This is a genomic window from Planococcus sp. YIM B11945 (genome assembly GCF_050864155.1).
GTDB lineage: Bacteria > Bacillota > Bacilli > Bacillales_A > Planococcaceae > Planococcus.
The window spans coordinates 236,666-261,249 of the sequence record NZ_JBOZWR010000001.1 but is presented as its reverse complement, the minus strand read 5'-3'; the positions used below and the strand labels follow the sequence as shown (position 1 = coordinate 261,249).

16 protein-coding genes, 1 other RNA gene and 2 other annotated features are annotated in these 24,584 nt (G+C 49.0%); of the genes, 2 read left to right on the top strand and 15 right to left on the bottom strand.

Going from position 1 to position 24,584, the window contains the following annotated elements; all coding sequences use genetic code 11:
* Nucleotides 1-84 precede the first annotated feature (84 nt).
* The 6 genes from alaS to cymR all read right to left on the bottom strand — a co-directional run bounded on the left by alaS (nucleotide 85) and on the right by cymR (nucleotide 9,165).
* Nucleotides 85-2,709: an alanine--tRNA ligase gene (gene alaS, locus ACRRQV_RS01335; RefSeq protein ID WP_432527705.1), complete on the bottom strand. Its 2,625-nt coding sequence runs from the start codon at nucleotides 2,707-2,709 to the stop codon at nucleotides 85-87.
* Between the two features lie 86 nt (nucleotides 2,710-2,795).
* Nucleotides 2,796-3,007: a binding site (T-box leader), on the bottom strand.
* 351 nt (nucleotides 3,008-3,358) lie between these two features.
* A complete protein-coding gene (gene recD2, locus ACRRQV_RS01330) occupies nucleotides 3,359-5,773 on the bottom strand; it encodes an SF1B family DNA helicase RecD2 (RefSeq protein ID WP_432526871.1) in 2,415 nt (804 codons plus the stop codon).
* 24 nt (nucleotides 5,774-5,797) lie between these two features.
* Nucleotides 5,798-6,454 carry a tetratricopeptide repeat protein gene (locus tag ACRRQV_RS01325; protein WP_432526869.1) on the bottom strand — a complete coding sequence of 219 codons (657 nt, stop codon included), beginning with the start codon at nucleotides 6,452-6,454 and terminating at the stop codon, nucleotides 5,798-5,800.
* A gap of 14 nt (nucleotides 6,455-6,468) precedes the next feature.
* The gene (gene mnmA, locus ACRRQV_RS01320; protein ID WP_432526867.1) at nucleotides 6,469-7,587 is read right to left on the bottom strand and encodes a tRNA 2-thiouridine(34) synthase MnmA; all 1,119 of its coding nucleotides are present in this window, start codon (nucleotides 7,585-7,587) and stop codon (nucleotides 6,469-6,471) included.
* A gap of 14 nt (nucleotides 7,588-7,601) precedes the next feature.
* Nucleotides 7,602-8,735 carry a cysteine desulfurase family protein gene (locus tag ACRRQV_RS01315; protein WP_432526865.1) on the bottom strand — a complete coding sequence of 378 codons (1,134 nt, stop codon included), beginning with the start codon at nucleotides 8,733-8,735 and terminating at the stop codon, nucleotides 7,602-7,604.
* 13 nt (nucleotides 8,736-8,748) lie between these two features.
* Nucleotides 8,749-9,165: a cysteine metabolism transcriptional regulator CymR gene (gene cymR / locus ACRRQV_RS01310; RefSeq protein WP_432526863.1), complete on the bottom strand. Its 417-nt coding sequence runs from the start codon at nucleotides 9,163-9,165 to the stop codon at nucleotides 8,749-8,751.
* 136 nt (nucleotides 9,166-9,301) lie between these two features.
* On the opposite strand from cymR, the gene ACRRQV_RS01305 reads away from it, so the two are divergent.
* Nucleotides 9,302-10,588 (top strand): replication-associated recombination protein A, encoded by a 1,287-nt coding sequence (locus ACRRQV_RS01305; protein WP_432526861.1) that lies wholly within the window; start codon nucleotides 9,302-9,304, stop codon nucleotides 10,586-10,588.
* Between the two features lie 377 nt (nucleotides 10,589-10,965).
* Here ACRRQV_RS01305 and ACRRQV_RS01300 read toward each other — a convergent pair whose 3' ends face one another.
* The 4 genes from ACRRQV_RS01300 to hisS all read right to left on the bottom strand — a co-directional run bounded on the left by ACRRQV_RS01300 (nucleotide 10,966) and on the right by hisS (nucleotide 15,124).
* On the bottom strand, nucleotides 10,966-11,730 hold the full coding sequence (locus ACRRQV_RS01300) for a tRNA threonylcarbamoyladenosine dehydratase (RefSeq protein WP_432526859.1): 765 nt from the start codon (nucleotides 11,728-11,730) through the stop codon (nucleotides 10,966-10,968).
* A gap of 97 nt (nucleotides 11,731-11,827) precedes the next feature.
* Nucleotides 11,828-12,011: non-coding RNA, 6S RNA (gene ssrS, locus ACRRQV_RS01295), on the bottom strand.
* 45 nt (nucleotides 12,012-12,056) lie between these two features.
* Nucleotides 12,057-13,841: an aspartate--tRNA ligase gene (gene aspS / locus ACRRQV_RS01290; protein ID WP_432526857.1), complete on the bottom strand. Its 1,785-nt coding sequence runs from the start codon at nucleotides 13,839-13,841 to the stop codon at nucleotides 12,057-12,059.
* A 2-nt stretch (nucleotides 13,842-13,843) separates the two neighbouring features.
* Nucleotides 13,844-15,124 carry a histidine--tRNA ligase gene (hisS, locus tag ACRRQV_RS01285; RefSeq protein WP_432526855.1) on the bottom strand — a complete coding sequence of 427 codons (1,281 nt, stop codon included), beginning with the start codon at nucleotides 15,122-15,124 and terminating at the stop codon, nucleotides 13,844-13,846.
* Nucleotides 15,125-15,180: 56 nt separating this feature from the next.
* Nucleotides 15,181-15,422: a binding site (T-box leader), on the bottom strand.
* A 112-nt stretch (nucleotides 15,423-15,534) separates the two neighbouring features.
* Here hisS and ACRRQV_RS01280 point away from each other — a divergent pair.
* Nucleotides 15,535-17,067, top strand: a complete 1,533-nt coding sequence (locus ACRRQV_RS01280; RefSeq protein ID WP_432526853.1) for an SH3 domain-containing protein — start codon at nucleotides 15,535-15,537, stop codon at nucleotides 17,065-17,067.
* Between the two features lie 215 nt (nucleotides 17,068-17,282).
* Here ACRRQV_RS01280 and dtd read toward each other — a convergent pair whose 3' ends face one another.
* From dtd to recJ, 5 genes are all read right to left on the bottom strand, one after another.
* Complete coding sequence (dtd, locus tag ACRRQV_RS01275) at nucleotides 17,283-17,723, bottom strand: D-aminoacyl-tRNA deacylase (protein ID WP_432526851.1); 441 nt, start codon at nucleotides 17,721-17,723, stop codon at nucleotides 17,283-17,285.
* 9 nt (nucleotides 17,724-17,732) lie between these two features.
* Nucleotides 17,733-19,925, bottom strand: a complete 2,193-nt coding sequence (locus ACRRQV_RS01270) for a RelA/SpoT family protein (protein ID WP_432526849.1) — start codon at nucleotides 19,923-19,925, stop codon at nucleotides 17,733-17,735.
* A gap of 184 nt (nucleotides 19,926-20,109) precedes the next feature.
* Entirely contained in the window at nucleotides 20,110-21,648 is a 1,539-nt protein-coding gene (locus tag ACRRQV_RS01265) for a glycosyl hydrolase family 28-related protein (protein ID WP_432526847.1), read from the bottom strand.
* 89 nt (nucleotides 21,649-21,737) lie between these two features.
* Nucleotides 21,738-22,250 (bottom strand): adenine phosphoribosyltransferase, encoded by a 513-nt coding sequence (locus ACRRQV_RS01260; RefSeq protein ID WP_432526845.1) that lies wholly within the window; start codon nucleotides 22,248-22,250, stop codon nucleotides 21,738-21,740.
* Nucleotides 22,241-24,583: a single-stranded-DNA-specific exonuclease RecJ gene (gene recJ / locus ACRRQV_RS01255; protein WP_432526843.1), complete on the bottom strand. Its 2,343-nt coding sequence runs from the start codon at nucleotides 24,581-24,583 to the stop codon at nucleotides 22,241-22,243. The genes ACRRQV_RS01260 and recJ overlap by 10 nt, the downstream gene beginning before the upstream one ends.
* Nucleotide 24,584 lies beyond the last annotated feature (1 nt).

Here is a 24,584-nt window from a genome sequence, read left to right as displayed (position 1 = left end):
GCACCTCGCTTTCTGATTTAGATAGGAGAACTCGTTCCCGCTGCCTTGAATCCCATTATATACGAAAACTGCCATTTATAAAACTTATTTCAGAAGTTCGTATACAGATTCCAACGCGCCGTCGAGTTTTTCAGGGTTTTTCGCGCCGGCCATTGCCATGTCCGGACGTCCGCCGCCCTTGCCTCCACACTGTTCTGCTACATGTTTGACGATTTGTCCTGCATGATAGTTCCCGCCAGCCAAATCTTTTGTAACACCCGCGACCAGCATCACTTTTTCGCCGTCAGCTGCACCAAGGACGATCACCGCTTTTTCAAACTTCGGTTTTAAGTCATCCATCATTTGGCGCAATTGGTTGTTGTCTTTCGCTTCCACTTTTGCAGAAAGAATGGTGATGTCGCCAACTTTGCGCGCTTTTTCCAAAATTTCGCCAGACTGGGCATTTGAAATTTTCGCCATCAAGGATTCGTTTTCACGCTGCAGACCTTTCATTTCTTGCTGGAACGATTGCACTTTTTGGACCAAATCTTTGGTGGAAGATTTCATTAAGCCCGCAACTTCTTCAAGCGTCCTCTCGCTGTCTTTCAAGTTTTCGTAAGCACCTTTTCCGGTTACCGCTTCAATTCGGCGGATGCCGGCTCCGATGCCGCTTTCTGAGACAATTTTAAACAAGCCGATTTCCGAAGTGTTGACCACGTGGACACCGCCGCAAAGTTCAAGCGAGTAATCTCCGATTTCAACCACTCGGACCACGTCGCCGTATTTCTCGCCGAACAAAGCCATCGCACCCATGTCTTTTGCTTCCTGCAAATTGTGGTATCCCGTTTGGACCGGAATGCCGCTCCATACTTTTTCATTAACGATTTGTTCGATTTGTTCGAGTTCTTCTGTGGTCACGCTGCCGAAATGCGAGAAGTCAAAACGCAGGCGGTCCGGTCCGACATACGAACCTGCTTGATTGACATGCGTCCCTAAAATGTCTTTTAACGCTTGGTGCAACAAATGCGTTGCTGTATGGTTTTTTACTGTGTGGCGTCGCTCAGACGCATCTACTTGCGCGTGGACAGCCGCTTTCGTCAATTCGCCGGATTCCACTCGCACCGTATGCAAGTTTTGGCCGTTTGGCGCTTTTTTGACGTCTAGAACTGCCGCTTGAACCAAGTCATTAGAAAGAGTGCCGCGGTCGGCAATTTGCCCGCCGCTTTCTGCATAAAACGGTGTTTCGTTCAAAATCACTTGCGCTTCTTCGCCTTCTTGGGCGCTTTCCGCAAGTTCGCCGTCTTTGATGATAACAATCACTTGTGCATCCGCCACGGTGTTGCTGTAGCCGATAAATTCGCTCGCATCCTTGATGTTTCCAAGAACTTCCGACTGGCTCTGCATCGAATTGACGTTTTGGCGTGCGCTTCGTGCGCGGTCGCGCTGCGCTTCCATCGCTTTTTCAAAGCCGGCATAGTCGACAGTCATGTTTTCTTCTTCTGCGTATTCTTCCGTCAATTCAATCGGGAAGCCGTACGTGTCGTAAAGGCGGAATGCATCTTCGCCCGGAATCTCCGTTTTGCCTGCAGTTTTCTCTTGCGTTACCACTTGCGACAAAATTTCCAGTCCGTCGTGAAGCGTTTCATGGAAGCGTTCTTCTTCCAGTTTCATGACGCGGATAATAAAATCTTGCTTGTCGTTCACTTCCGGATAAAAGTCGACCATGATGTCGCCGACTACTGGAACCAATTTGTACATGAACGGTTTTTCTACGCCTAATTTTTTCGCGAAGCGGATAGCACGGCGCAACAAGCGGCGCAATACGTAGCCACGGCCTTCATTCGATGGAAGCGCTCCGTCGCCGATTGCAAATGCCACGGTGCGGACGTGGTCAGCGATGACTTTGAACGCCATATCGGCTTCACTGTTTTCGCCGTATTTCTTGCCTGAAATTTCTTCTGTTTTTTCGATGATTGGCATGAATAAATCCGTGTCGTAGTTGGTTGCTACGTCTTGGACAACCGAAGTGATGCGCTCCAAGCCCATGCCCGTATCGATGTTTTGCTTCGGCAGCGGCGTGTACGTGTGGTCCGGATTGTGGTTGAACTGCGAGAACACCAAGTTCCAAATTTCCAAATAACGGTCGTTTTCGCCGCCTGGATACAGTTCCGGGTCAGTCAAATCATTTCCGTAGCTTTCGCCGCGGTCATAGAAAATTTCCGAGTTCGGTCCGCTTGGGCCTTCGCCGATGTCCCAGAAGTTGCCTTCTAAACGGATAATGCGCTCAGCCGGGACGCCGACTTCATTGAGCCAGATGTCGTACGCTTCTTCGTCTTCCGGGTGGATCGTTACGGACAATTTTTCCGGGTCGAAGCCGATCCATTTGTCATCGGTCAAAAATTCCCAAGCCCAGTGAATCGCTTCTTTTTTGAAGTATTCGCCGATCGAGAAGTTTCCAAGCATCTCAAAGAATGTATGGTGGCGCGCCGTTTTCCCGACGTTTTCGATATCATTTGTGCGGATCGATTTTTGGGCGTTGACGATGCGTGGGTTTTCCGGAATGATGCGCCCGTCAAAATATTTTTTTAAGGTTGCAACTCCGCTATTGATCCACAAAAGCGACGGATCCTCAAACGGCACAAGCGGTGCGCTCGGCTCTTGGTCGTGGCCTTTTTCTTTAAAGAAATCCAAATACATTTTTCTGATGTCTGCAGCTTTCATTGTCTTCATCGTTTTCATTTGTTTTTCCTCCTTTATAAAATAAATGCATTTGTGATAAAGAGCGGCAATAAAAATAGCCTCCACCCCTTGCTTGCGCAAGGGACGAAGGCTATAGATTCGCGGTACCACCCTAATTACACGGATAAAATCATTCCGTGTCTCTCATAAATGCCTTAACGCGGCTAAACGGCAGGGATTAGCTGCACTCAGGAGTAGCTTTCTAAAAACGCATGGCGAAGGTTCTTTCAGCCAGGGAACCTCTTTCTGAACGGATGCACTTTTATACTTTCTCCATCATGGTGTTGGTTATGAATATAAATTGAATTATATAGAATAGAGTGGAATCGTGTCAATAGGCGTGTGTTCTTTCGGTGGTTTGGAGAGAAGTTTGCGGGACTGCGCACTCGTTCATGGGGATTGTGCACGTTCGGTGAAAAATACGCACGTTCACGCGAAAATACGCACGCTCAATGAGAAATACGCACGCTCACGCGAAAATATGCACGCTCAGCGAGAAATACGCACGCTCACGTGAAAATATGCACGCTCAGCGAGAAATACGCACGTTCACGCTAAAATATGCACACTCAGCGAGAAATATGCACGCTCACTCACCCCCTCGCCAAAGGCAAATAAAAAAAGCGCCCGCCGTCGTTTTTTACTGTTCGATAAAATCACGCGGCGTGACGCCTTCCATCCCAATTAAAGGATGGATGGTGTGGGCATTTTCGGCGGTCAAGCTTGCCGGGCCCGTTTCTTCTTTAATTGCGACGGTTTCATCTTTGCCTGATTCAGGAGTTGCTTGGGAAATTGCCAGGCGGTCTTTTAGCGTTGTCATGCGTTGGGTGTCATCCGTGCGCTCCACGCCAAAGCGGAAGACGCCCGGGTCGCCGCAAAGAATCAAGAAGTCTTTGCTGCGCGTGATGCCGGTGTATAGCAAATTGCGCCGCAGCATTTTCATGTAGCCGCGGACGACCGGCATGATGACGGTCGGGAATTCCGAGCCTTGTGCTTTGTGGATTGAGCAGCAATACGCGAGCGTCAGCTGGTTCAAATCGCTGCGCTGGTACGTCACTTCGATGCCGTCGAACGAGGCGACAAGCATGTCTTGTTTTTCCACCGTTTCTTTCGCCTTCATTATGGCGACCACTTCGCCCATGTCGCCATTAAAGACATTGCTTTCCGGCTGGTTGACAAGCTGGAGAATCTTGTCGCCAATCCGGTACGTAATGTCGCCAAAAACGAGTTCTTTACGTTTGCCGTCCGTGTTCGGGTTGACCATTTCCTGGATCATGCGGTTCAGTGCATCGATTCCGGCAGGCCCTTTGTACATCGGCGCAAGCACTTGGATGTCTTTGATGGAATGGCCTTTCGCCAATGCGCTTTTCACGACTTTTTCAACGACTGCCGGAATTTGGTCGGCTCCCGCTTTGATGAACGAGCGGTCTGACGTTTTTGCGGTGATGTCTGCCGGCAGCTGGCCGTTTTTCATTTGATGGGCCAGTTCAATGATCGACGATCCGGAAGACTGGCGGTAAATGTCTGTTAATTCAACCGTCGGAATGCGCTTTGAATCGAGCAGATCGCGGAGCACTTGGCCAGGTCCGACTGGCGGAAGCTGGTCTTGGTCGCCGACAAAAATAATCTGTGCGTCTTCCGGCACGGCTTTTAAAAGTTGATGCGCAAGCCACGTGTCGACCATCGACATTTCATCAATGATAATCAAGCGCCCTTCGATTTCTTTTTCGGTTTCTTCTTCTTTTTCCTGGCCATTAAAGCCAAGCAAACGGTGGATCGTCATCGCGGGAAGCTCCGTCGATTCGCTGAGGCGTTTAGCTGCGCGCCCGGTCGGAGCCGCCAAAATGATTGGGAACGGCTCTTTTTTCTTGGCGTATTCTTTCGGGTCGAGCGATAAGCCGTGCAGTTCAGCGTACACTTCAACCAAGCCGCGGACGACCGTCGTTTTCCCGGTGCCCGGCCCGCCTGTCAAAATCATCACCGACGAATTGATGCTGCCGTCGATTGCTTCGATCTGCGTTTCCGCGTAATTCACGCCGAGCCGCTCTTCCGCTTCGCCGAGCGCTTTGCGGACTTCAGATGCCGGGAACCGTGCCCGGTTTTCCTGTGATGCCAGCAAAGTTTCCAGCTTCGTGGCGATGCCGACTTCCGAATAATAAAGCGAAGGCAAATAAAGCCGCGTTTCTTCCCCCGCCACTTTGCCTTCTTCGTTCAATTCGATCATCGCTTTTGAAATGGCTTCAAAACTGATCGGCTCTTTTTGGCTAGCTTCCAGCATCCCTTTGACCATCGGAATAAGCGTTTCGGCATCGATATAAACATGCCCTTCCGACAGCGAAGCCTGATTCAATAAATGCAAAACGGACGCTTTGATGCGGTCCGGGTGGCTTCCGGTGATGCCGAGCTTCGAGCCGAGTTCATCGGCCCGCTGAAAACCGATGCCTTCAATTTCTTCAATCAAACGGAACGGGTTTTTCGTCAGCAAGTCGATCGTTTCTTCCCGGTACGCCTGGTAGATTCGCATGCCGACTTGCGGGCCGAAGCCCCAGTCATTCAGCTGAATCATAACCCGCTCAAGCCCCAAATTCATTTGCAGTGTGGCGCGGATTGTGTCTTTTTTGTCATCCGATAAACGCGGAACTGCGTCCAGCGCATTCGGATCTTCCAAGATTTTTTTAATGGCGTCTTTGCCGAGTTTTTTTACGATCGTTTCAGCGGTTTTCCGGCCGATGCCGTTAAACATATCGCTCGACAAATAATGGATGATGCCTTGCTCGGTTTCCGGCACTTCTTTTGTAAACGTCTCAACTTGGAACTGGACACCGTATTTCGGATGGTTTTTCACCAATCCGGTAAAACGGTATTGTTCTTCTAGCGACAATTGTGGAAAATAACCGGAAACGATAATTTCTTTTTCTTCGTACGAGGTGTTGGTTTGTTGGATTTTCACTTTTGCGATGGAAAATAAATTATCGGGATTGTGAAAAATAGAAACGACCGGACGACCCAGCACAAACTGAACTTCTTCTTGAAACAAATCGATTTGCCCCGCCATGCCAGCCGTCTCCTTTCACGTAGACTATAGTGTTGTAGCAATCATATCATATGCATAGCGTGCCATTTCATTCGTTTCGTCCAATGTATACGCTTCTTTTAAATGGCGCATGGCATCTTCTGTGCGATCCGTTGATACTGCGTAGAGAACGCCGAGGTTGTAATGCGCATCCGGCTGCAACGGATCTTGTTCAAGCACTTGCAGAAATTGCGGTTCTGCCAGCTCGAACAATTCCAGAGATGCGAGCGTAATGCCGTAGCTTAAACGCGCCTGTACGTCCGTTTCGTCCAATTCAACCGCACGCTGCAAATATGGCAGCGCCAATTTTGGCTGTTCCATTCTTTCCAAGCATTTGCCGATCATGAAATGCGCATCGGCGCCTTCGAGTTTGTATTGAACAGCTTTTTCATAAAGCTTCAGCGCTTCTTCAAAACGTTCAACGTTAAAATACAAATTGGCCAAGCCGTAATAAGCCGTCGCCGACGTTTCGTCGAGCGTGATCGCTTTTTGGAAAAAGCGCTCCGCCCGTTCGATGTCGTCCATCGACGTCAATACGTGGCCGAAATTGATATAGCCGAGTGGATTGTTCGGTTCTTCTTCAATCGCTTGCGTAAAAGCTTGAATCGCTTGCTCGGTATTGCCTTCTTGAAGCGCTTGGATGCCGATTTCATTAAAATTCATCTTCGTCTCTCCCATTACCCGACATACTCCAATCGGGCGCCGTTTTTAAAGACGCGGTCAATCGTTCCGCCGCCCAGGCATTCTTCGCCGTCGTAAAAGACGACCGCTTGTCCTGGCGTAATCGCACGGACCGGTTCTGCAAACGTTACGATCGCTTCGTCGCCAATAAATTCCACGGTTACGCCGACGTCAGCTTGGCGGTAGCGGAATTTCGCTGTGCATTCCATTGTACCTGTCGGAGCGGTATCAGAAGTAAAGCTTAAATTCACTGCCGACAAGCTGTGTGAATAAAGCGCTTCGTGGTTGATGTTTTGGCCGACAAACAAAATATTTTTGTCCAAGTCTTTGCCGATGACAAACCACGGGTCTCCCGCTCCGCCAATGCCTAGTCCTTGGCGCTGGCCGATCGTGTAATACATCAAGCCGTCGTGCGAGCCCATTTTGACGCCGTCAAGAGTCTCCATTGAACCGGGTTGTGCCGGCAAATACTGGCCCAAAAACTCCTTGAAATTTCGTTCGCCGATAAAGCAGATGCCGGTCGAATCTTTTTTCGTCGCTGTGGCAAGCCCTGCTTGGAGTGCGATTTCCCGCACTTTCTTTTTCTCCATATGGCCGATCGGGAACATGACTTTTGACAATTGGTCTTGGTTTAATTGATTCAAGAAATAGGTTTGGTCTTTGTTGTTGTCTTTGCCGCGCAGCATTTTCGTTTCGCCGTTTTCTGCGTGTTCCACTTGCGCGTAATGGCCCGTTGCCAAATAATCGGCGCCGAGGCTCAGTGCATGCTCAAGAAATGCTTTGAATTTGATTTCTTTATTGCACATCACGTCCGGATTCGGCGTACGCCCCGCTTTGTATTCTTCGAGGAAATATGTGAACACTTTGTCCCAATATTGTTTTTCAAAATTGACGGCATAGTACGGAATGCCGATTTGGTTACAGACGCGGATAACATCTTCGTAATCATCCGTCGCTGTGCAGACGCCAAATTCATCGGTATCGTCCCAGTTTTTCATAAATATTCCGATAACATCATAGCCTTGCTCTTTTAATAAATACGCGGCGACCGAGGAGTCGACGCCGCCGGACATGCCGACGACTACGCGTGTATCTTGTGGTGCTTTTGCAGTCATTTCTTATCACCTTTTCATTGAAGCGCTAAACGCTTGCTGATTTGAGCGGTTTTCGCAGCCGCTTGTTTGATATTTTCTTCTGTCAATCCAATGCCAAAGCTGAAGCGGATCGAATTGCGGCTTTGTTCCGCGTTTTCGCCGAACATTGCCACCAACACATGCGACGGATCGATTGAACCCGCGGTGCATGCAGATCCGCTTGATGCTGAAATTCCGGCTAAGTCCAAGTTCACCAAAAACGATTCGATTTCGATTCCCGGCATGCTCAAGTTTAAAACATGCGGCAATTGGTTTGCGCCGTTTTCGCTGAATTCCACGCCTTCTTGCTGAAGAACAGCTTTAAACAGCTGTTTAAAGTGCATATATTGTGCAGCACGTGCTTCTTTTTGCTCTTGCGCAATGGCAACCGCCTTGGCGAAAGCTTTAATGCCCGGCACGTTTTCGGTTCCGGCGCGGCGCTTTCGTTCCTGTTCTCCGCCGAATAAAAGCGGTTCAAGCGGCGTCCCTTTTCGCTGATATAAAAAGCCGATGCCTTTTGGCCCGTTCAATTTATGGCCCGATACAGACAATAAATCCACGTTTAATTGTTCCACATCGATCGGCAAAATGCCATAAGCTTGCACCGCGTCTGTATGGAACGTGACATCGGTGTCTTTTAACAGCTCCCCGATTTCCGCAATCGGCTGGATCGTGCCCACTTCGTTGTTGCCAAGCATGATCGTCACTAAAATTGTATCGTCCCGCAAAGCTTTTTTCACGTCTTCTGCTTGCACCAGTCCGTTTTCGTCGACCGGCAAATAAGTTACGTCATAGCCTTCACGCTCTAATTTCTCGCAAGCGTGCAAAACGGCATGGTGCTCAATTGTGGACGTGATGATGTGCTTGCCTTCTTTTTTCGCAGCTGTTCCAAAAATCGCCATATTGTCGGCTTCAGTCCCGCCGCTAGTAAAGACGATTTCGGGATCGTTCGCATGGATGCTTTCGGCGAATACGCGGCGCGCTTCGTCCAAGGCTTTGCGCGCATCTCGCCCGGTGCTATGGATGCTTGACGGGTTACCGTAAATAGTGCCAAGGGCTTGTGCAAATGTTTCAACCACTTCCGGATGCATAGGAGAAGTGGCTGCGTGGTCTAAATAAATTCGGTTCATTTCATTAACTCCTCTATATATAAAACATGTAATTTTCGTTTTCACCTTTTTGGTGATTGGCTAAATCTTCAATCGACGTCGTATCAAGCACGTTTTTCACGGCGTCGCGAATGCGCACCCACAGTTCACGCTGCGGCTGGGCTTCGTCGTCAATGCCTTCAACCGGCTGTATCGGCCCTTCTAAAACGCGGATCACGTCGCCTGCAGAAATTTCTTTTGGATGGCGCGTCAGCATATAGCCGCCGTAAGCCCCCCGGACACTTTTCACCAAACCTGAATTACGGAGCGGCGCCACCAATTGTTCCAAGTATGCTTCCGACAACTCGTATTCTTCAGCAATCTTGCGGAGCGGCAATGGCCCTTCTCCATATTGTTTTCCTAACGCAATCATAATTGTTAAACCATACCGGCCTTTTGTCGAAATTTTCATGGATACACCTCTAAGTCAAATTCCAATATTCTTCAAAACAGTATAGCATATTTGGGGCAAATGGACGCGCAATGACTTTTGAAACGTGAAACGCTATACTAAACTTTAGAACAAATGTACGGAAGGAGTTTTTTATTTGCATAACGAACCTCTGGCTTTTCGGATGCGCCCACGGACGATCGATGAAGTCGTCGGACAAAAAGACGTCATCGGGCCGCAAACCGCTTTATATAAAATGATTAAAAACGGGCACATCCCGTCCATGCTGTTATATGGCGAACCGGGAATCGGCAAAACGTCGATCGCCCATGCCATCGCCGGCACGTCAAAATTGCCCTTTATCGCGTTGAATGCCACCACTTCAGGCAAAAAAGACGTGGAAGACGTCGTTATGGAATCACGGATGACCGGCAAAGTGCTGCTGTTTCTCGATGAAATCCATCGTTTTAATAAACTCCAGCAAGATGCGCTGCTGCCGCATGTCGAAAGCGGCTCTATTATCTTAATCGGCGCCACAACGGAAAATCCCTTCCATGACGTCAACCCGGCCATCCGTTCCCGCTGCGGCGAAATCAAGCAGCTGAAACGGCTGACACAAGATGACATAATAAAATTATTAACAAGTGCATTGGAAGATCCGAAACGCGGACTCGGCAATCAAGCCATCGACATTTCGCCCGAGCAAATCGACCGCATCGCTTCCGGTTCCAACGGCGACGCGCGAAAAGCGTTGACGATGCTCGAATCGATTGTCATGGCATCGGATGAACGCGACGACCGGACGATTGTCGACAACGGCATAATTGAACAGATGATGAAGCGCATCGGCGTCTTCGGCGACAAAAAAGGCTCGCATTATTTTAATTTATTGTCCGCTCTCCAAAAATCGGTGCGCGGCAGCGACGTCAATGCCGCGATGTACTATTTGGCGCATTTATTAGAAAACGGTGATTTGACGGCCGTGACGCGGCGGTTGCTGGTCATGGCTTACGAAGACATCGGACTTGCCAATCCGGCAGTCGGCGGGCATGTGCTCGCCGCTTGTCAGGCAGCCGACCGCCTCGGCTTGCCAGAAGCACGCATCCCGCTTGCACAAGCTGTCGCGGAAATGTGCTTGTCCGAAAAATCCAACTCTGCTTATAAAGCGATTGACGCTGCCACTGCTGCCATCCATAAAGGCGAAACGGGTGACATTCCAATGCACCTGCGCGATACGCATTATGCCGGAAGCGCTGAACTCGGCCATGGCGGTTACCGCTATCCGCACGACACGCCGATCGGCTCGTTCGGCGGCTGGGCCGACCAAGATTATTTGCCGAAAGAAATCCGGACAGCCGAATACTACAAGCCGGTCGTGGCTGGCGAAGAAAAGAAATTTGCCGGCATTTACGAGAAATTAAAGACGTTCAGAAAGAGAAAATAAGTTTACGAAGCCGTTTCCTGAAAAGGAGGCGGCTTTTTTGATGGTGTTTGACGATGAATTTGAGTTGGAGAGTTTATTTGTGTACGTTTACGAAAAAATACGCACGTTCAGCCCATCTTATGCACGCTCACAGGAAAATACGCACGCTCAGCAAATTTTATGCACGTTCACGGGAAAATACGCACGCTCAGCCAAACTTATGCACGTTCACGGGAAAATACGCACGCTCAGCCAAACTTATGCACGTTCACGGGAAAATACGCACGCTCAGCCAAACTTATGCACGCTCACGGGAAAATACGCACGCTCAGCCGATCTTATGCACGCTCACGAAAAACCCCACAGAAAAGCCGGCTCTCTACTCGAGCCGGCTGGGATTAGTTCATGCGCACACGTTGGATCAAAATGTTTTTCGTGATGTCGTTGATGACCCAGCTCGCGGCGATCAAGCCGACCGCTGAAGGCGTGAATGCGTTCGAGCTTGGCGGCATTTGCGCTTTGCGTATGGCAGCATTCGGTTTCCCGACCGTTTCAACCACATCTTCACGCACAACAATTGGGCTTTCATCCGAGAAAATTACCGGGATGCCTTTTTTGATTCCTGAAAGGCGCAGTTTTTTGCGGATAATTTTCGCTAGCGGATCGGTATGTGTTTTGGAAATGTCCGCAATTTTAAAACGGGTTGGGTCCGTTTTATTAGCAGCGCCCATGCTGGCGATGATTTTCACGCCGCGCTTGTAGCATTCCTGCATCAAATGGACTTTGTAGATCATCGTATCGGACGCGTCGATGACGTAGTCCGGATTGTAGCTGAAAAACTCTTCACATGTTTCTTCGGTGTAAAACATATGTAGGGAAATCACTTCGCACTCTGTGTTGATGTCGGCGATGCGGCGCTTCATCACTTCTGCTTTAGACTGTCCAACGGTCGATAAATTGGCTACCAATTGGCGGTTGATGTTGGTGATGTCGACGTTGTCTTTATCTACTAGAATAATTTTTCCGACGCCGCTGCGCGCGCAAGCTTCAGCTGCAAACGAGCCTACGCCTCCGACGCCGAGTATGGCAACGGTTGAATTTTTTACAAGATCAAGGCCTTCTTTGCCTATGGCTAATTCATTTCGAGAAAATTGATGTAACATGATTTTCCTGCCCTTCAAATGGTATCGGTGTACTAGGAATTATACACATAAAAAATCCCTCCGACAAACTATCGGAGGGAGAACGTATAAGTTGATAAAGAATCCCAATCGTGCCGTCTTTTTTGATGCTCATCGCTTTGAACCCGCTTATAGCAGGTGGGTGACCTCTCCATCACTTATAACTTCCGGTGAGGGCATGTTAGCCATGATGAAATCTGGTCTCCCGACGACAAAATGTTGGGTCAAAACTGAATTGCTGAAAACGAACACATCAGGATTCTTTAATAACTGTATATTATCATACCTTTTTTAAATGCACAAACATTTTACTCTGAAACTTTTTGATTATTCTGACCCTTAACTGCTAGGCTTAATTCCTCAAGCTGTGCATCGGATACTGGGCTCGGGGCATTCGTCAACAAGTCGCTGGCGCTTGCTGTTTTCGGGAACGCAATCGTGTCGCGCAAGTTTGTGCTGCCAGATAACAGCATCACCAAACGGTCCAAACCGAAGGCGATCCCGCCATGCGGAGGTGTCCCGTATTCAAATGCTTCCATTAAGAAACCGAATTGCGCGCGCGCTTCTTCGGGCGTAAAGCCAAGAACGCTGAACATTTTCTCTTGGATGTCACGGCGGTAGATCCGGGAAGATCCTCCGCCAAGTTCATAGCCGTTCAAAACCAAGTCGTAAGCTTGTGCTCGGACATTTTGCGGCTCTGTCTCCAACTTGTCGATGTCTTCTTCAAACGGCATCGTGAACGGATGGTGGGCTGCAAAATAACGGCCTTCTTTTTCGTCGTATTCAAACAATGGCCAATCGGTAATCCAAAGGAATTTATAAACCGAGTTGTCAATCAACCCGAGTTCTTTGCCGAATTTCATGCGCAATGCACCTAGTGCATCTGCAACAATCGATTTGGCATCTGCGACAAACAGCAGCAAATCGCCAGCTTCAGCTTCTGCGCGTTCAATCAAACCAGCCGCAGCTTCGCCTTCAAAGAACTTGGCAATTGGCCCTTTCACGCCTTCTTCTTCCACTTTCAACCACGCCAAGCCTTTTGCGCCGTAACGGGATGCGAATTCACCAAGCGCATCGATGTCTTTGCGCGAATAATTCGCCGCAACCCCTTTGACGTTGATCAATTTGACTTGGCCACCGTTTTCGACAGCGCCAGAAAATACTTTGAACGAAGAATTTTTCACAAGTTCCGATACGTCAATAAGCTCCAGCCCAAAACGGACGTCCGGCTTGTCAGATCCGAAACGGTCCATCGCTTCCGTATAGCTCATACGCTGGAAAGTCGGCTCGATATCAATCGCTTTTACTTCTTTCATCATTTGAACCATCAAGCGTTCGTTCAATTTGATGATGTCTTCCATCGTCTGGAAACTTACTTCCATATCGATTTGCGTGAATTCCGGCTGGCGGTCCGCACGCAAATCTTCATCACGGAAACAGCGGGCGATTTGATAGTATTTGTCGAATCCAGAAACCATCAGCATTTGCTTGAACAATTGCGGCGATTGAGGAAGCGCGTAAAATTCGCCTTCGTGAACGCGGCTTGGCACCAAATAATCGCGCGCGCCTTCAGGAGTGGATTTGGTCAAAATTGGTGTTTCCACTTCCAAGAAGCCTTCTTTGTCCAAAAAGTTGCGGACCGATTTCGTAATGTCCGAGCGCATTTTGAACGTTTCGAACATCGCCGGACGGCGCAAATCCAAGTAACGATACTTCAAACGCAAGTCTTCACTGACATCCGTATCGTCTTCGATTGCGAACGGCGGGTTTTTCGCAGCATTGACAATCGCTGCATGGTCCACTTGCACTTCGACTTTCCCGGTCTTCATCGATGCGTTAATTTGGCCGTCTGCACGTTCCACAACTAGCCCGTCAATGTGGATGACGAATTCATTGCGCAATTTCTCGCCGATTGCAGCAGCTTGTTCAGAAATTTCGGGGTTGAAAACCACTTGTACGATTCCTGAGCGGTCGCGTACATCCACAAATATCAAGCCGCCTAAATCGCGGCGTTTTTGGACCCAGCCGTTTAATGAAACACGCTGCCCGGTAACCGTTTCGTTCACTTCTCCACAATAATGTGTTCTAGCCATGATTAACCCTCCAATGATTTCTTCTTCAGAATTGTTTCAGCGATCGCTTCAAATCCGACTTCGTGCTGCTCGCCTGTTGCCATTTCTTTGATTGCGGCTTTGCCTGTGGCCATTTCCGTTTCGCCAATGACGATTACGTAGCCTGCTTTTTTGCGGTCAGCTGATTTCATTTGCGCTTTTACTTTGCGTCCGCCAAAATCCATGTCGGCCGATACCCCGTTATCGCGCAAATTTTTAACGACGCTGACAGCTTTTTTCTTGGTTGACTCATCCATCGCCACAACGTATACATCCAAATTTTGCGACTGGCCAATTTCAACTTTTTCCATTTCCAACGCCAAAAGCAGGCGTTCGATGCTCATCGCAAATCCGATGCCCGGTGATTCCGGTCCGCCAAGGTCTTCTACAAGCCCGTTATAGCGTCCGCCTCCTGCAAGCGTCGTGATTGCGCCAAACCCCTCAGCATCGCTCATAATTTCAAAAGCGGTGTGGTTGTAATAATCAAGACCCCGGACCAAATTCGGATCTACGACATAGTCGATTCCGAGTGTCTCCAGGTAGCCTTTGACGTCATCAAAATAGTGCTGCGATTCTTCGTTCAAATAATCTGCAAGCGACGGCGCAGTCGCCATCAATGGGTGGTTGCGGTCCACTTTGCAATCCAAAATGCGAAGCGGGTTTTTCTCAAGACGCGTTTGGCAATCGCCGCAGAATTCACCGATTCGCGGCGCAAAGTGCCCAATCAGCGCTTCTTTGTGTGCAATACGGCTTTCTGTGTCGCCAAGCGAGTTGATGACCAGGCGCAATTGCTTTAAGCCGACAGAACGATAAACGTCCATGGCAAGCGAAATCACTTCTGCATCGATCGCAGGATCTTTTGACCCGATTGCTTCGACGCCGAATTGGACAAACTGGCGCATGCGGCCGGCTTGCGGGCGCTCGTAGCGGAACATCGGGCCGGTATAGAACAATTTTACCGGCTGGTCGGGCATGCCGAATAATTTATTTTCCACGTACGACCGAACGACCGAGGCCGTTCCTTCCGGGCGAAGCGTCAGGCTTCTGTCTCCTCTGTCTTGGAACGTGTACATTTCTTTTTGGACGATGTCGGTCGTGTCGCCGACTCCGCGCTGGAACAATTCCGTATGTTCAAAAACCGGCGTGCGGATTTCTTTATACTGGTACAATCGGCATAACTCATTGATTTTTTGTTCGACTTCCTGCCATTTTGCAGATTGGTCTGGCAGCACATCGTACGTGCCGCGCGGTGCTTGAATGCTCATGTTTTTTCACTCCTTTGATTTTTCCATACAAAAAAGCTCCCGCCCCTTGCTGTTACGCAAGGGACGAGAGCCTGTATTAGCTTCCGCGGTTCCACCCTAGTTGATGCAAAACGCTGCATCCTCTCATTCCGGATAACGGCCGGTTCCGTCTTTTCCTAATAAATAACCGGAGTTACCTTTCAGAAAAAAGCCTCGTAAGTGTTTTTCGTCGCACATTTCTGCAGGAAAGTTTTCAGCCCGAGACTTCCCCTCTCTTTTCAGCCAATCATGCAATTACTTTCTTCGTCATCAGCAAATATATAAGGATAATAAAGTTAATCTTAATTATTCTCATAAAACTTGTCAACCTTTTTCCCCGATAGCTTTATTTTTTGCTATTATAGTATCATGATTATATTAGGAGGTGCTAAATGAACCGCAAGTGGTTAACCGCATTTATTTTAGTTATTTTACTCACTGCCGGCAGCTTGCCTCTGCAAGCCTCCGACCATGCGGCTGCCGATACGGGATCCAGAGAAATCAGTTCTTCAACTGTAAATATCCGTTCAGGCCCAGGCTTGTCGTATAGCGTGCAAGGTTCACTTGCAAAAGGCGAAAAAGTTGATGTGATTTCCCAGGAAGGCGACTGGTACGAAATCAAAAATGGCGGCGAAACCGGCTGGGTAGCTGCTTGGCTAACGTCTTCCACTTCTGCTGAAACGCAAAACCAAAAAGCGGTTTCTTCTGTCGACCGGCTGAATGTCCGTTCACAGCCCGATCTTTCTTCCTCCGTCTTAACGCAAATGAATGCCGGCGATCAAGCCGAAATCATTAGCGAAACGGGCGATTGGCTCGAAATCGACTTTCGCAACACGCGAGGCTTTGTATCGAAACAATACATAACTGCTTCAGAAACAACTAAAGAAAATCCAGCCCCTGCAGCGAGCGATGTTTCTTCATTTGAAGTAGCTGTCAGCGCATTGAACGTCCGGACAAAACCGAATTTGAGCTCTTCAAAAAAAGCGACAGTCCACGAAGGCGAAGTGTATGCGGTCGAATCCACAGAAGGCAACTGGGTGCAAATCCGTTTGTCTACTGATAAAACTGGCTGGGTCTATGCATTCCACGGCCACCTGTCCGATCAATCGGTGAGAACAGCTGAAAGCAGCAACGCGGAAATGGTCACTGTCTTGACGGACGGCACGAATTTGCGCAGTGAGCCTTCTACTGGTTCTGGCGTTGTCAGCCGGGCTAATGCCGGCGATCAATTGGTGGTGGCCGACCGCCAAGGCGACTGGTACCAAGTCACACTGAATGACGGCCAACGCGCTTATATTGCTTCATGGGTCGTGACGGCAGATGAAGCCGAAGCTGCACCAAAGACGCCAAAAGAAAAATCTTCACGCAAGCAAGGCACTCTAAACGGACTCACGATTGTATTGGATCCTGGACACGGGGGAAATGACGGCGGTACGACGGGCGCACGCAATACGCGGGAAAAAGATTTGACGCTGAGAACTGCTGAAATTCTTTCCCACCATTTGCGCGCGGCCGGTGCTGACGTGACGTTGACGCGGCAATCCGACGTTTATGTCGACTTGCGCAACCGGGTAGCCGAAGGGCACCAACTCGGGGCGGACGCTTTTATCAGCATCCATTACGACGCCAACACCGACAATAGCGTCCATGGCTTCACGACCTATTATATGCAAAATCACCAGCTCGAACTTGCCGAATCCGTCAACTCGGGGCTCGCAGGGAAACTGTCGCTCCGCAACCGTGGCGTACAGCCCGGCAATTACTTAGTCCTCCGGGAAAACCAGCAGCCTGCAGTATTGGTAGAACTTGGCTATTTGAGCAATTACAACGAAGAACGCATCTTGACGACGGAACAATTCCGCGAACAAGCGGCACTCGGTTTGTATTCAGGCATCGTCAATTATTTTGATGCTCAGCTTCAATAGAAAACAGCACGGGGACAATTCCCCGTGCTGTTTTTTGTGATTTTAGGATTCTGCAAATAAAGTCTTCGATTTCGCAAACAAGCGCTTGAATTCTGCAAATAAATCCCGGAATCCGCAAATAAACGCCCAGATTTTGCAAACAAACTTGATTTTCCGCAAACAACGCTTCCACACAAATAAAAACGGTACAGGAAACCGAATTCCTGCACCGTTTTTTATTTGGATTCCACTAATATCGTAACAGGGCCATCGTTGACGAGCTGGACGTCCATCATGGCGCCAAAGATGCCGGTCTCAACTATTAGTCCGTTTTCCCGCAGCGCTTCATTAAACGCTTGCCACAGCGGTTCCGCTTGTTCCGGCCGGGCTGCCGAAATAAAACTCGGGCGCCGGCCTTTCTTGACGTCTCCGTAAAGCGTAAACTGCGAAATCGACAAGACGTCTCCCCCGTTTTCCAAAATGGAACGGTTCATTTTGCCGTCTTCGTCTTCAAAAAGGCGAAGTTGGGCGATTTTGGCTGCGACGTAGTTGGCGTCTTCCACCGTGTCTTCGTGCGTAATGCCGACAAGCAGCACGTAGCCCGAATCGATGGCACCCGTAATGTTGCCTTCTACTGTTACAGAAGCTTGTTTGGATCGTTGCAAAATTACCCGCATAGCTCCTCCTTAATTGGTCACGCGCGTCACCGAATAAACATCCGGCAATTGCTTGATTCGTTCAACGACTCGGTTCAAATACGAAATGTGCGGAATCATAATCGTCAAGTTGATCGTGGCGACTTTGTCGTTGTCGGCACGACCGCTAACCGCAGTAATGGTCGTTTTTGTTTCACTGACCATGTGCATCACTTCGTTGATTAGACCCGTTCGGTCATAGGCTTGCACTTCGATGTCGATCTGGTAGGATTTGGTTTCTGTCGGCTCCATGTTTTCCCATTCAACCGGAATGAGCCGGTCGGTTTCATTTGCCTGGACATTCGGGCAATCGCCGCGGTGTACGGATACACCCCGGCCTTTTGTAATAAAACCGATGATGCTGTCGCCGGGAACCGGGTTGCAGCATCGCGACAACCGGATCATGACATTGTCGATGCCCCGGACAATGACGCCTGAGTCGGTTTGTTTTTTCGGCTGAGCGGTTTTCATCTCGACCGTAATTTTTTCTAGCGCTTCTTCTTGCTCACGTTTTTTGCGCATTTTTTCAGCCAGGCGGTTGACCACTTGCTGCGCGGTGATGCCATTAAAGCCGACGGCCGCGTACATATCGTCTTCGCCGGTGAAATTAAATTTGTCGCAGACGCGTTTTATGTTTTCATTCGTCAAGACGTCTTTGACCGCAAATTCCTGAGCCCGGATTTCTTTTTCAATCAATTCTTTGCCTTTTTGCACGTTATCCACGCGCAACTGCTTTTTGAAGAATTGCTTGATTTTATTTTTCGTTTGCGTGGATTTGGCGATTTTCAGCCAATCGCGGCTTGGCCCGACGCTTTGTTTGGACGTTAAAATCTCCACAATGTCGCCAGTGATGAGTTCGGTATCGAGCGGCACCATTTTGCCGTTGACTTTGGCGCCGATGGTTTTATTGCCGATTTCCGAATGGACCCGGTAAGCGAAATCAATCGGGCAAGAACCGGCAGGCATTTCGATGACATCGCCTTTTGGAGAAAAGACGTAAACCATATCCGAAAACAAATCGTATTTCAAACTTTCCATAAACTCTTCCGCATTGTCGGACTCGTTCTGGAAATCTAAAATTTCGCGGAACCAGGTCAGACGGGAGTCCACTGAGTTTTTCGGCTTCTCCGGTGTTTTGCCTTCTTTATACGCCCAGTGCGCCGCGACTCCGTATTCGGCGATGCGGTGCATTTCTTCCGTACGGATCTGCACCTCTAGCGGATCGCCTTGCGGGCCGATCACGGTCGTATGAAGCGATTGGTATAAATTCTGTTTCGGCATGGCAATATAATCTTTGAAGCGGCCCGGCATCGGCTTCCATGTGGAGTGGATGATGCCAAGAACGGCGTAGCAGTCTTTTACACTTTCAACCGTTACCCGCACAGCCAATAAATCGTAGATTTCATTAAACTGTTTGTTTTGCAGCACCATTTTGCGATAAATGCTATAAATGTGCTTCGGCCGGCCGAACAGTTCGGCTTTAATGTCGACATCGCCAAGCTGCTTGCGGATTTCGCCCATGACGTTGTTTAAATACTCTTCGCGTTCCGTCCGTTTCTTTTTCATCAAATTGACGATCCGGTAGTATTGCTGCGGATTCAAATAACGCAGCGCCGTGTCTTCGAGCTCCCATTTAATGGTGTTGATCCCTAAACGGTGCGCAATCGGTGCGAAAATTTCCAAGGTTTCGTTCGCTTTGATGCGCTGCTTTTCAACCGACTGGTATTTCAGCGTGCGAAGATTGTGCAAGCGGTCAGCCAGTTTGATCAAGATGACCCGGATATCCTGAGCCATCGCAACAAACATTTTGCGATGGTTTTCTGCTTGCTGTTCTTCTTTTGACATGTATTTGATCTTGCTTAGTTTCGTGACTCCATCCACCAACATGGCCACTTCTTCGTTGAAATTCTCGACGATGTCTTCCCGGCTGACATGGGTGTCTTCTACGACGTCGTGCAAAAAGCCCGCAGCTACTGTTGCCGGGTCCATTTGCAGGTCCGCTAAAATGCCTGCCACTTGTACGGGATGCACAATATAGGGCTCTCCCGATTTACGGAATTGCCCTTCATGTGCCTCTAGCGCAACCTCATATGCTCTTTTTATCATTTCAACATGATCGGCATTCATATAAGACGACACCATTTGGAATACGTCTTCAGCTGTCCTCACTTGATCTTTGGCCATAATTGCCCACCTTGCTTCTATTTTTTCGAAAAGTATATCTTTCTATTATAAAAAACAAGAGGCATAAAAGTAAAGTGTTGTTATTGCACCGCTCTTACTTAAATGAAATACCTCATAATAATCTGACACATCCGGCGGACGGCATCTTAAAATTCCTCGCCGACCATGACTACTGGTTTACTCGTTACTTTTGATTCACGCCTTCAACAAACACTTCGATGCATTCTTCGCCGACTTTGACAGCTTCGCCTGAAGAATCGATGCTTTCGATGTTTTTAACGCGGACATGATTGGCGCCTTGTTCGCCGCCGGAAATCAAAATATCCGCATTCGACGTCTTGAAACCTTTGACAACGCCGTTCGTCAGCGACACGTGTTTCGCACGGTACTGGATCGTCGCCGCCGGATTGCCTTTATAATCGTATTCGGGATCTCCTGCGAATAAAAAGCGGTTGATTGCCACGTTGCGGTAGCCAGAAACCACCAATGCACGCGGCGTGGATGCCCAGTACAAATTAGAGAAGACAGGCGCAATTGCCACGAGCCGTTCAGCCGTGATGTTGAACGCCGACCGTGATTCTGGATCCGTGATTTTGTGGTGTCCGATGTGGCGGAAATTAAATGCGCGGTTGTCGTTTAATGATATATGGCCTGAAATGTAGACGCTCGATGCCGCAGAAGAAGAGCCGTGCGCTTTAATTTCAACGCCGCCGAAACAGCGCGCCGTTGCATTGTTGACGAGCCAGACGTGGCGTGAGCCATCATCAATTTCGAGGCCGTTTGAATTGGCAACTCCGGCATCGTGTGCGCTGCCGCTCGGGTCGTGGAAATACGAATTGGAGACGAAAATATAATCGCTGTGGTGGGTCGTCACTCCGTCATCGCCAAAGCCGTAGCCCGATACTTGGTCTAGCCAAATATACTGGCAGCCTCCGCGCGCGCGGTAGCCGTCGCCCGAATAGTTGTACAAAGGCGACGTGATATCGAAACAATGAAGTCCTGGGTTTATCCCTTCAACGTTTTTTACCCAGCCGTATTTGACTTGAGCAAACACTAGACAGCTGGAGAAGTTGCCGCCAAAGCCGGTTTTTTCCAGGCTTTCCAAGCGGTGCACATTCCAGTCCATGCTCAAGTTTTCAACTGCGATATTGCGGTTGCCTTTTAAGTAATTGGAATTGGTGATCAAGCGGCGGCGTTTTGGCGCATCCGCATGAAGTTTCAAAATGGTAGCGCCTTTGCCTGCCCCGACTAGCCGAGTCCAAGAAGGAAGTTCAATAAATTTTACTATGTATTCGCCAGGCGGCACATAGACCTGCACGCGGCCATTGCCGATCGCTTTTTTGAACGCTGCAGTACAATCCGTTTTGCCATCGCCGACTGCTCCAAAATCTTCCACGTTGACGTGGCGAGTAATGGTTTGTTCCAGTTTTTCATATTCATTGTCCAATTCCGTTTTCCATTCGGGATACAAATCGGTTCCATTAGTTGCCCATTTGTAGTTGTGCGGATCTGGAATGGAATGGTCCATCCGGTAAAACGATAGCGCCCGTTCTGCAAGAGATGCCGGCTGAGGCATTTTGCTCACCGACGGCTCGATTTTGATTTCGTCAAAAAAAGCCTCGGTTTCGCTCAAAGTTTCGCTTGGCGTTAACGGGTTATTCAAAAGTTCCTCCAATAATTGTGCATTTCTTGATGGATCATGGTTTTTTCCTAGTTCAATCATATAGACACCTCTTTTGGATTTGGTTTCTTTTCATTATACCCATCCTAGAACAAAAAAACCTCTTCGCCCCGAAAGACGAAGAAGATCTTTTAGTATTTCAATAGCGTATTAACGTCATAGCCGTCAAGATTTTTACGTCCATCCAAATACGTTAATTCAATTAAAAACGCACAGCCCACGACAATGCCGCCAAGCTGTTCCACTAGATTGATCGTAGCGCCGATCGTTCCGCCGGTCGCCAATAGATCATCGGTAATCAGGACACGCTGGCCTGGTTTGATAGCATCTTTATGCATTGTTAAGACGTCTTTTCCGTATTCAAGGCCGTATTCGGCACGAATGATTTCACGAGGCAATTTGCCTTCTTTGCGGACAGGCGCAAAGCCGATCTCCAGTGCATAAGCAACCGGGCATCCGATAATGAATCCGCGCGCTTCCGGTCCAACGATGATTTCAGCGTTCACGGTTTTGGCATACGCAACGATTTGGTCGGTCGCGTATTTGTAGGCTGTTCCATTATCCATCAACGACGTGATGTCTTTAAAACGGATTCCTGGTTTGGGCCAATCTTCTACAATTGTTACATACTGCTTTAAATCCATATCTTTTCCTCCTTGGCCGATAGTTTCGTATCGAACCACTCTTTTAAATCTTTATAGGATGCGTACAAAAGCTTTTGCTCAAGCGCAATTTGCTGTTCGCGCTTTTTGTAAATTGGCGCTTCCGCCAAATCGCGTTTGCTCGGAGCTTGTGCAATTTCCGTAATTCCATTGTTAAGTGTAACAAAACCAAGTTCAAAAAACACCTGCAGCATGAAAAATATCGCATCACGCGTCCAGCCTTTGTGCTTCGCCAGTTCGTCGCCATTTTTCTTAAAATCGAATGACCCACGTTTTTTCAAGAACGAAAACAGCCACGCAAATTGGTCGCGCGTCGGAATCTGTTCGAAAAACTGCGAATCTTTGGCGTAGAAATGCGCATAGATCCGCTTTGGGTTAATTTCAGCGAGCACTGAGGCGAGCTGCTCTTCCGTCTCCGGCAAATCCAGCAGCACGAGATGGTGCTTCGCCTGTTGCAGCGCCTTAAGCGTTTCCACGCCGTAAATCGGTTGTTGGATGAAGGTTTTAAAAATCGCCTCGGTTTCCGGTTTGAACGCCAAATACACTTGGTCTTTTGACGGAATCAGTTTCGACCATCGGGACACTTGGCGGATGCCCCGGATATCAAACAACTGCCATTCATCGGTGCGGACGTCTTCTACAAGCAGCTGCGGCTTTTTTCGGCCGTTCCACTCGTTGATTTGAAGGTCGCCGATGACGTCGATCAATACGTCCGGCGTCAATTCGTCGCCGACCGGCCCGATGCCGAATCCGACCGCATCAAGAGACGCTCCGTTTTGGACCAATTCCATTTTCAAATGGTTTTGGGCCGCACCGATTTTTCGGATGGATGATACTTTCACGCCGCCCAAGTAAAATTTCGGTTTGGCAAACCCCATGCCAAACGGCGCCAAATCGCGCATCGATTCGATCGTCTTGATATCGATTTCGTCCAGCTGCACCGGTATGTCAATATCCACAACCGGCATCAACTCTTCTTCCGTCAAGCTCGTTTCCGCCTGGCGGTTCAAGCGCGTCCGCAGTTCATCAACGTCGCCAAGTTCAAGCGTCATTCCTGCTGCCATCGGGTGCCCCCCGAAATGCGGCAAGATGTCCCGGTTTTCCGCCAGTTCGTTGTACAAATGAAAGCCTTCGATGCTGCGCGCGGAACCTTTCGCTTTGCCGGTTTCGGGAATGAGCGACAAGACAATCGACGGCCGGTAGTATTTTTCAGTCAGTTTTGAGGCAACAATGCCGACCACTCCCGGATTCCAGCCTTCTTGCGCCACCACAATGACGAGCGGCGGGCCATCCGGATAGCGGGCTTCGACTTGCGCCGTGGCTTCATCGGAAATTTGTTTAACAATCGCTTGCCGTTCTTTATTCAATAAATCCAAACTGCTCGCCAAATCGCGCGCTTCTGCCGGATCTTCCGTCATAAACAAATGAACAGCCGGATCCGCATCTTGCAGACGGCCGATCGCATTGATGCGCGGCCCGAACATAAAGCCGATCGTTTCTTCCGAAATGTCTTGCTGTTTGACGCCGGATACTTCACATAGCGCATCAATAGCTGCCCGCGGCGTATCTCGAAGCGCTGCCAGGCCTTCTTTCACCAAATAGCGGTTTTCGTCGTGCAGCGGCACCAAATCGGCAATCGTGCCGATCGCCACCAGTTCCAGCAAATGGTCGGGAATTTCTTCATAGAGCGCCTGCGCGATTTTAAATGCCACGCCAACCCCCGCCAGTTCACCGAACGGATAGTTTCCTTCCGGGTGGCGTGGATGGATAATCGCCAATGCATTTGGCATCGTTTCGCCGATGTCATGGTGGTCGCTGATGATGACATCGAGCCCCAAACTATTCGCAAAGTCCACTTGTTCAATTCCCGAGATGCCGTTATCGACCGTGACGACCAGTTTTGCCCCTTCGTCATGTGCTTGCTGGAACAATTCGTTATTTGGGCCGTAGCCATGTTTAAAGCGGTTTGGAATCATGAATGACACCTCTGCACCCAAGTCCTGCAAGACCGTCATCATGACCGTTGTGCTCGTCACGCCATCGGCATCATAATCGCCATAGACGACGATTTTTTCGCCATTTTCAATCGCTTGGTGAATCCGCTCCACCGCAATGTCCATGTCTTTCATCAAATACGGATTATGTACACTACCGGAGTCCATTTTCATAAAGCTTCGTGCTTCGTCGGCAGTGGCAATGCCGCGTGTCACTAATATTTTGGCCAAGACGGATGATATCGACAATTGGTTTTGAATGGTTTGGACCGTTTCGTGGTCGGGCGTCGTCAAACGCCATCTTTTTTTGGATTCTATCATT

Excerpts from the sequence above, each read along its gene's own strand:
- hisS (WP_432526855.1), bottom strand. The coding sequence starts at position 15,124 with ATGAGCATTCAAGCACCGCGCGGCACGTACGATGTGCTGCCAGACCAA.
- cymR (WP_432526863.1), bottom strand. The coding sequence starts at position 9,165 with ATGAAAATTTCGACAAAAGGCCGGTATGGTTTAACAATTATGATTGCG.
- ACRRQV_RS01265 (WP_432526847.1), bottom strand. The coding sequence starts at position 21,648 with ATGATTGAACTAGGAAAAAACCATGATCCATCAAGAAATGCACAATTA.
- mnmA (WP_432526867.1), bottom strand. The coding sequence starts at position 7,587 with ATGACTGCAAAAGCACCACAAGATACACGCGTAGTCGTCGGCATGTCC.
- dtd (WP_432526851.1), bottom strand. The coding sequence starts at position 17,723 with ATGCGGGTAATTTTGCAACGATCCAAACAAGCTTCTGTAACAGTAGAA.
- aspS (WP_432526857.1), bottom strand. The coding sequence starts at position 13,841 with ATGGCTAGAACACATTATTGTGGAGAAGTGAACGAAACGGTTACCGGG.
- ACRRQV_RS01325 (WP_432526869.1), bottom strand. The coding sequence starts at position 6,454 with ATGAATTTTAATGAAATCGGCATCCAAGCGCTTCAAGAAGGCAATACC.
- alaS (WP_432527705.1), bottom strand. The coding sequence starts at position 2,709 with ATGAAGACAATGAAAGCTGCAGACATCAGAAAAATGTATTTGGATTTC.
- recD2 (WP_432526871.1), bottom strand. The coding sequence starts at position 5,773 with ATGGCGGGGCAAATCGATTTGTTTCAAGAAGAAGTTCAGTTTGTGCTG.
- ACRRQV_RS01315 (WP_432526865.1), bottom strand. The coding sequence starts at position 8,735 with ATGAACCGAATTTATTTAGACCACGCAGCCACTTCTCCTATGCATCCG.
- ACRRQV_RS01280 (WP_432526853.1), top strand. The coding sequence starts at position 15,535 with ATGAACCGCAAGTGGTTAACCGCATTTATTTTAGTTATTTTACTCACT.
- ACRRQV_RS01300 (WP_432526859.1), bottom strand. The coding sequence starts at position 11,730 with ATGTTACATCAATTTTCTCGAAATGAATTAGCCATAGGCAAAGAAGGC.
- ACRRQV_RS01270 (WP_432526849.1), bottom strand. The coding sequence starts at position 19,925 with ATGGCCAAAGATCAAGTGAGGACAGCTGAAGACGTATTCCAAATGGTG.
- recJ (WP_432526843.1), bottom strand. The coding sequence starts at position 24,583 with ATGATAGAATCCAAAAAAAGATGGCGTTTGACGACGCCCGACCACGAA.
- ACRRQV_RS01260 (WP_432526845.1), bottom strand. The coding sequence starts at position 22,250 with ATGGATTTAAAGCAGTATGTAACAATTGTAGAAGATTGGCCCAAACCA.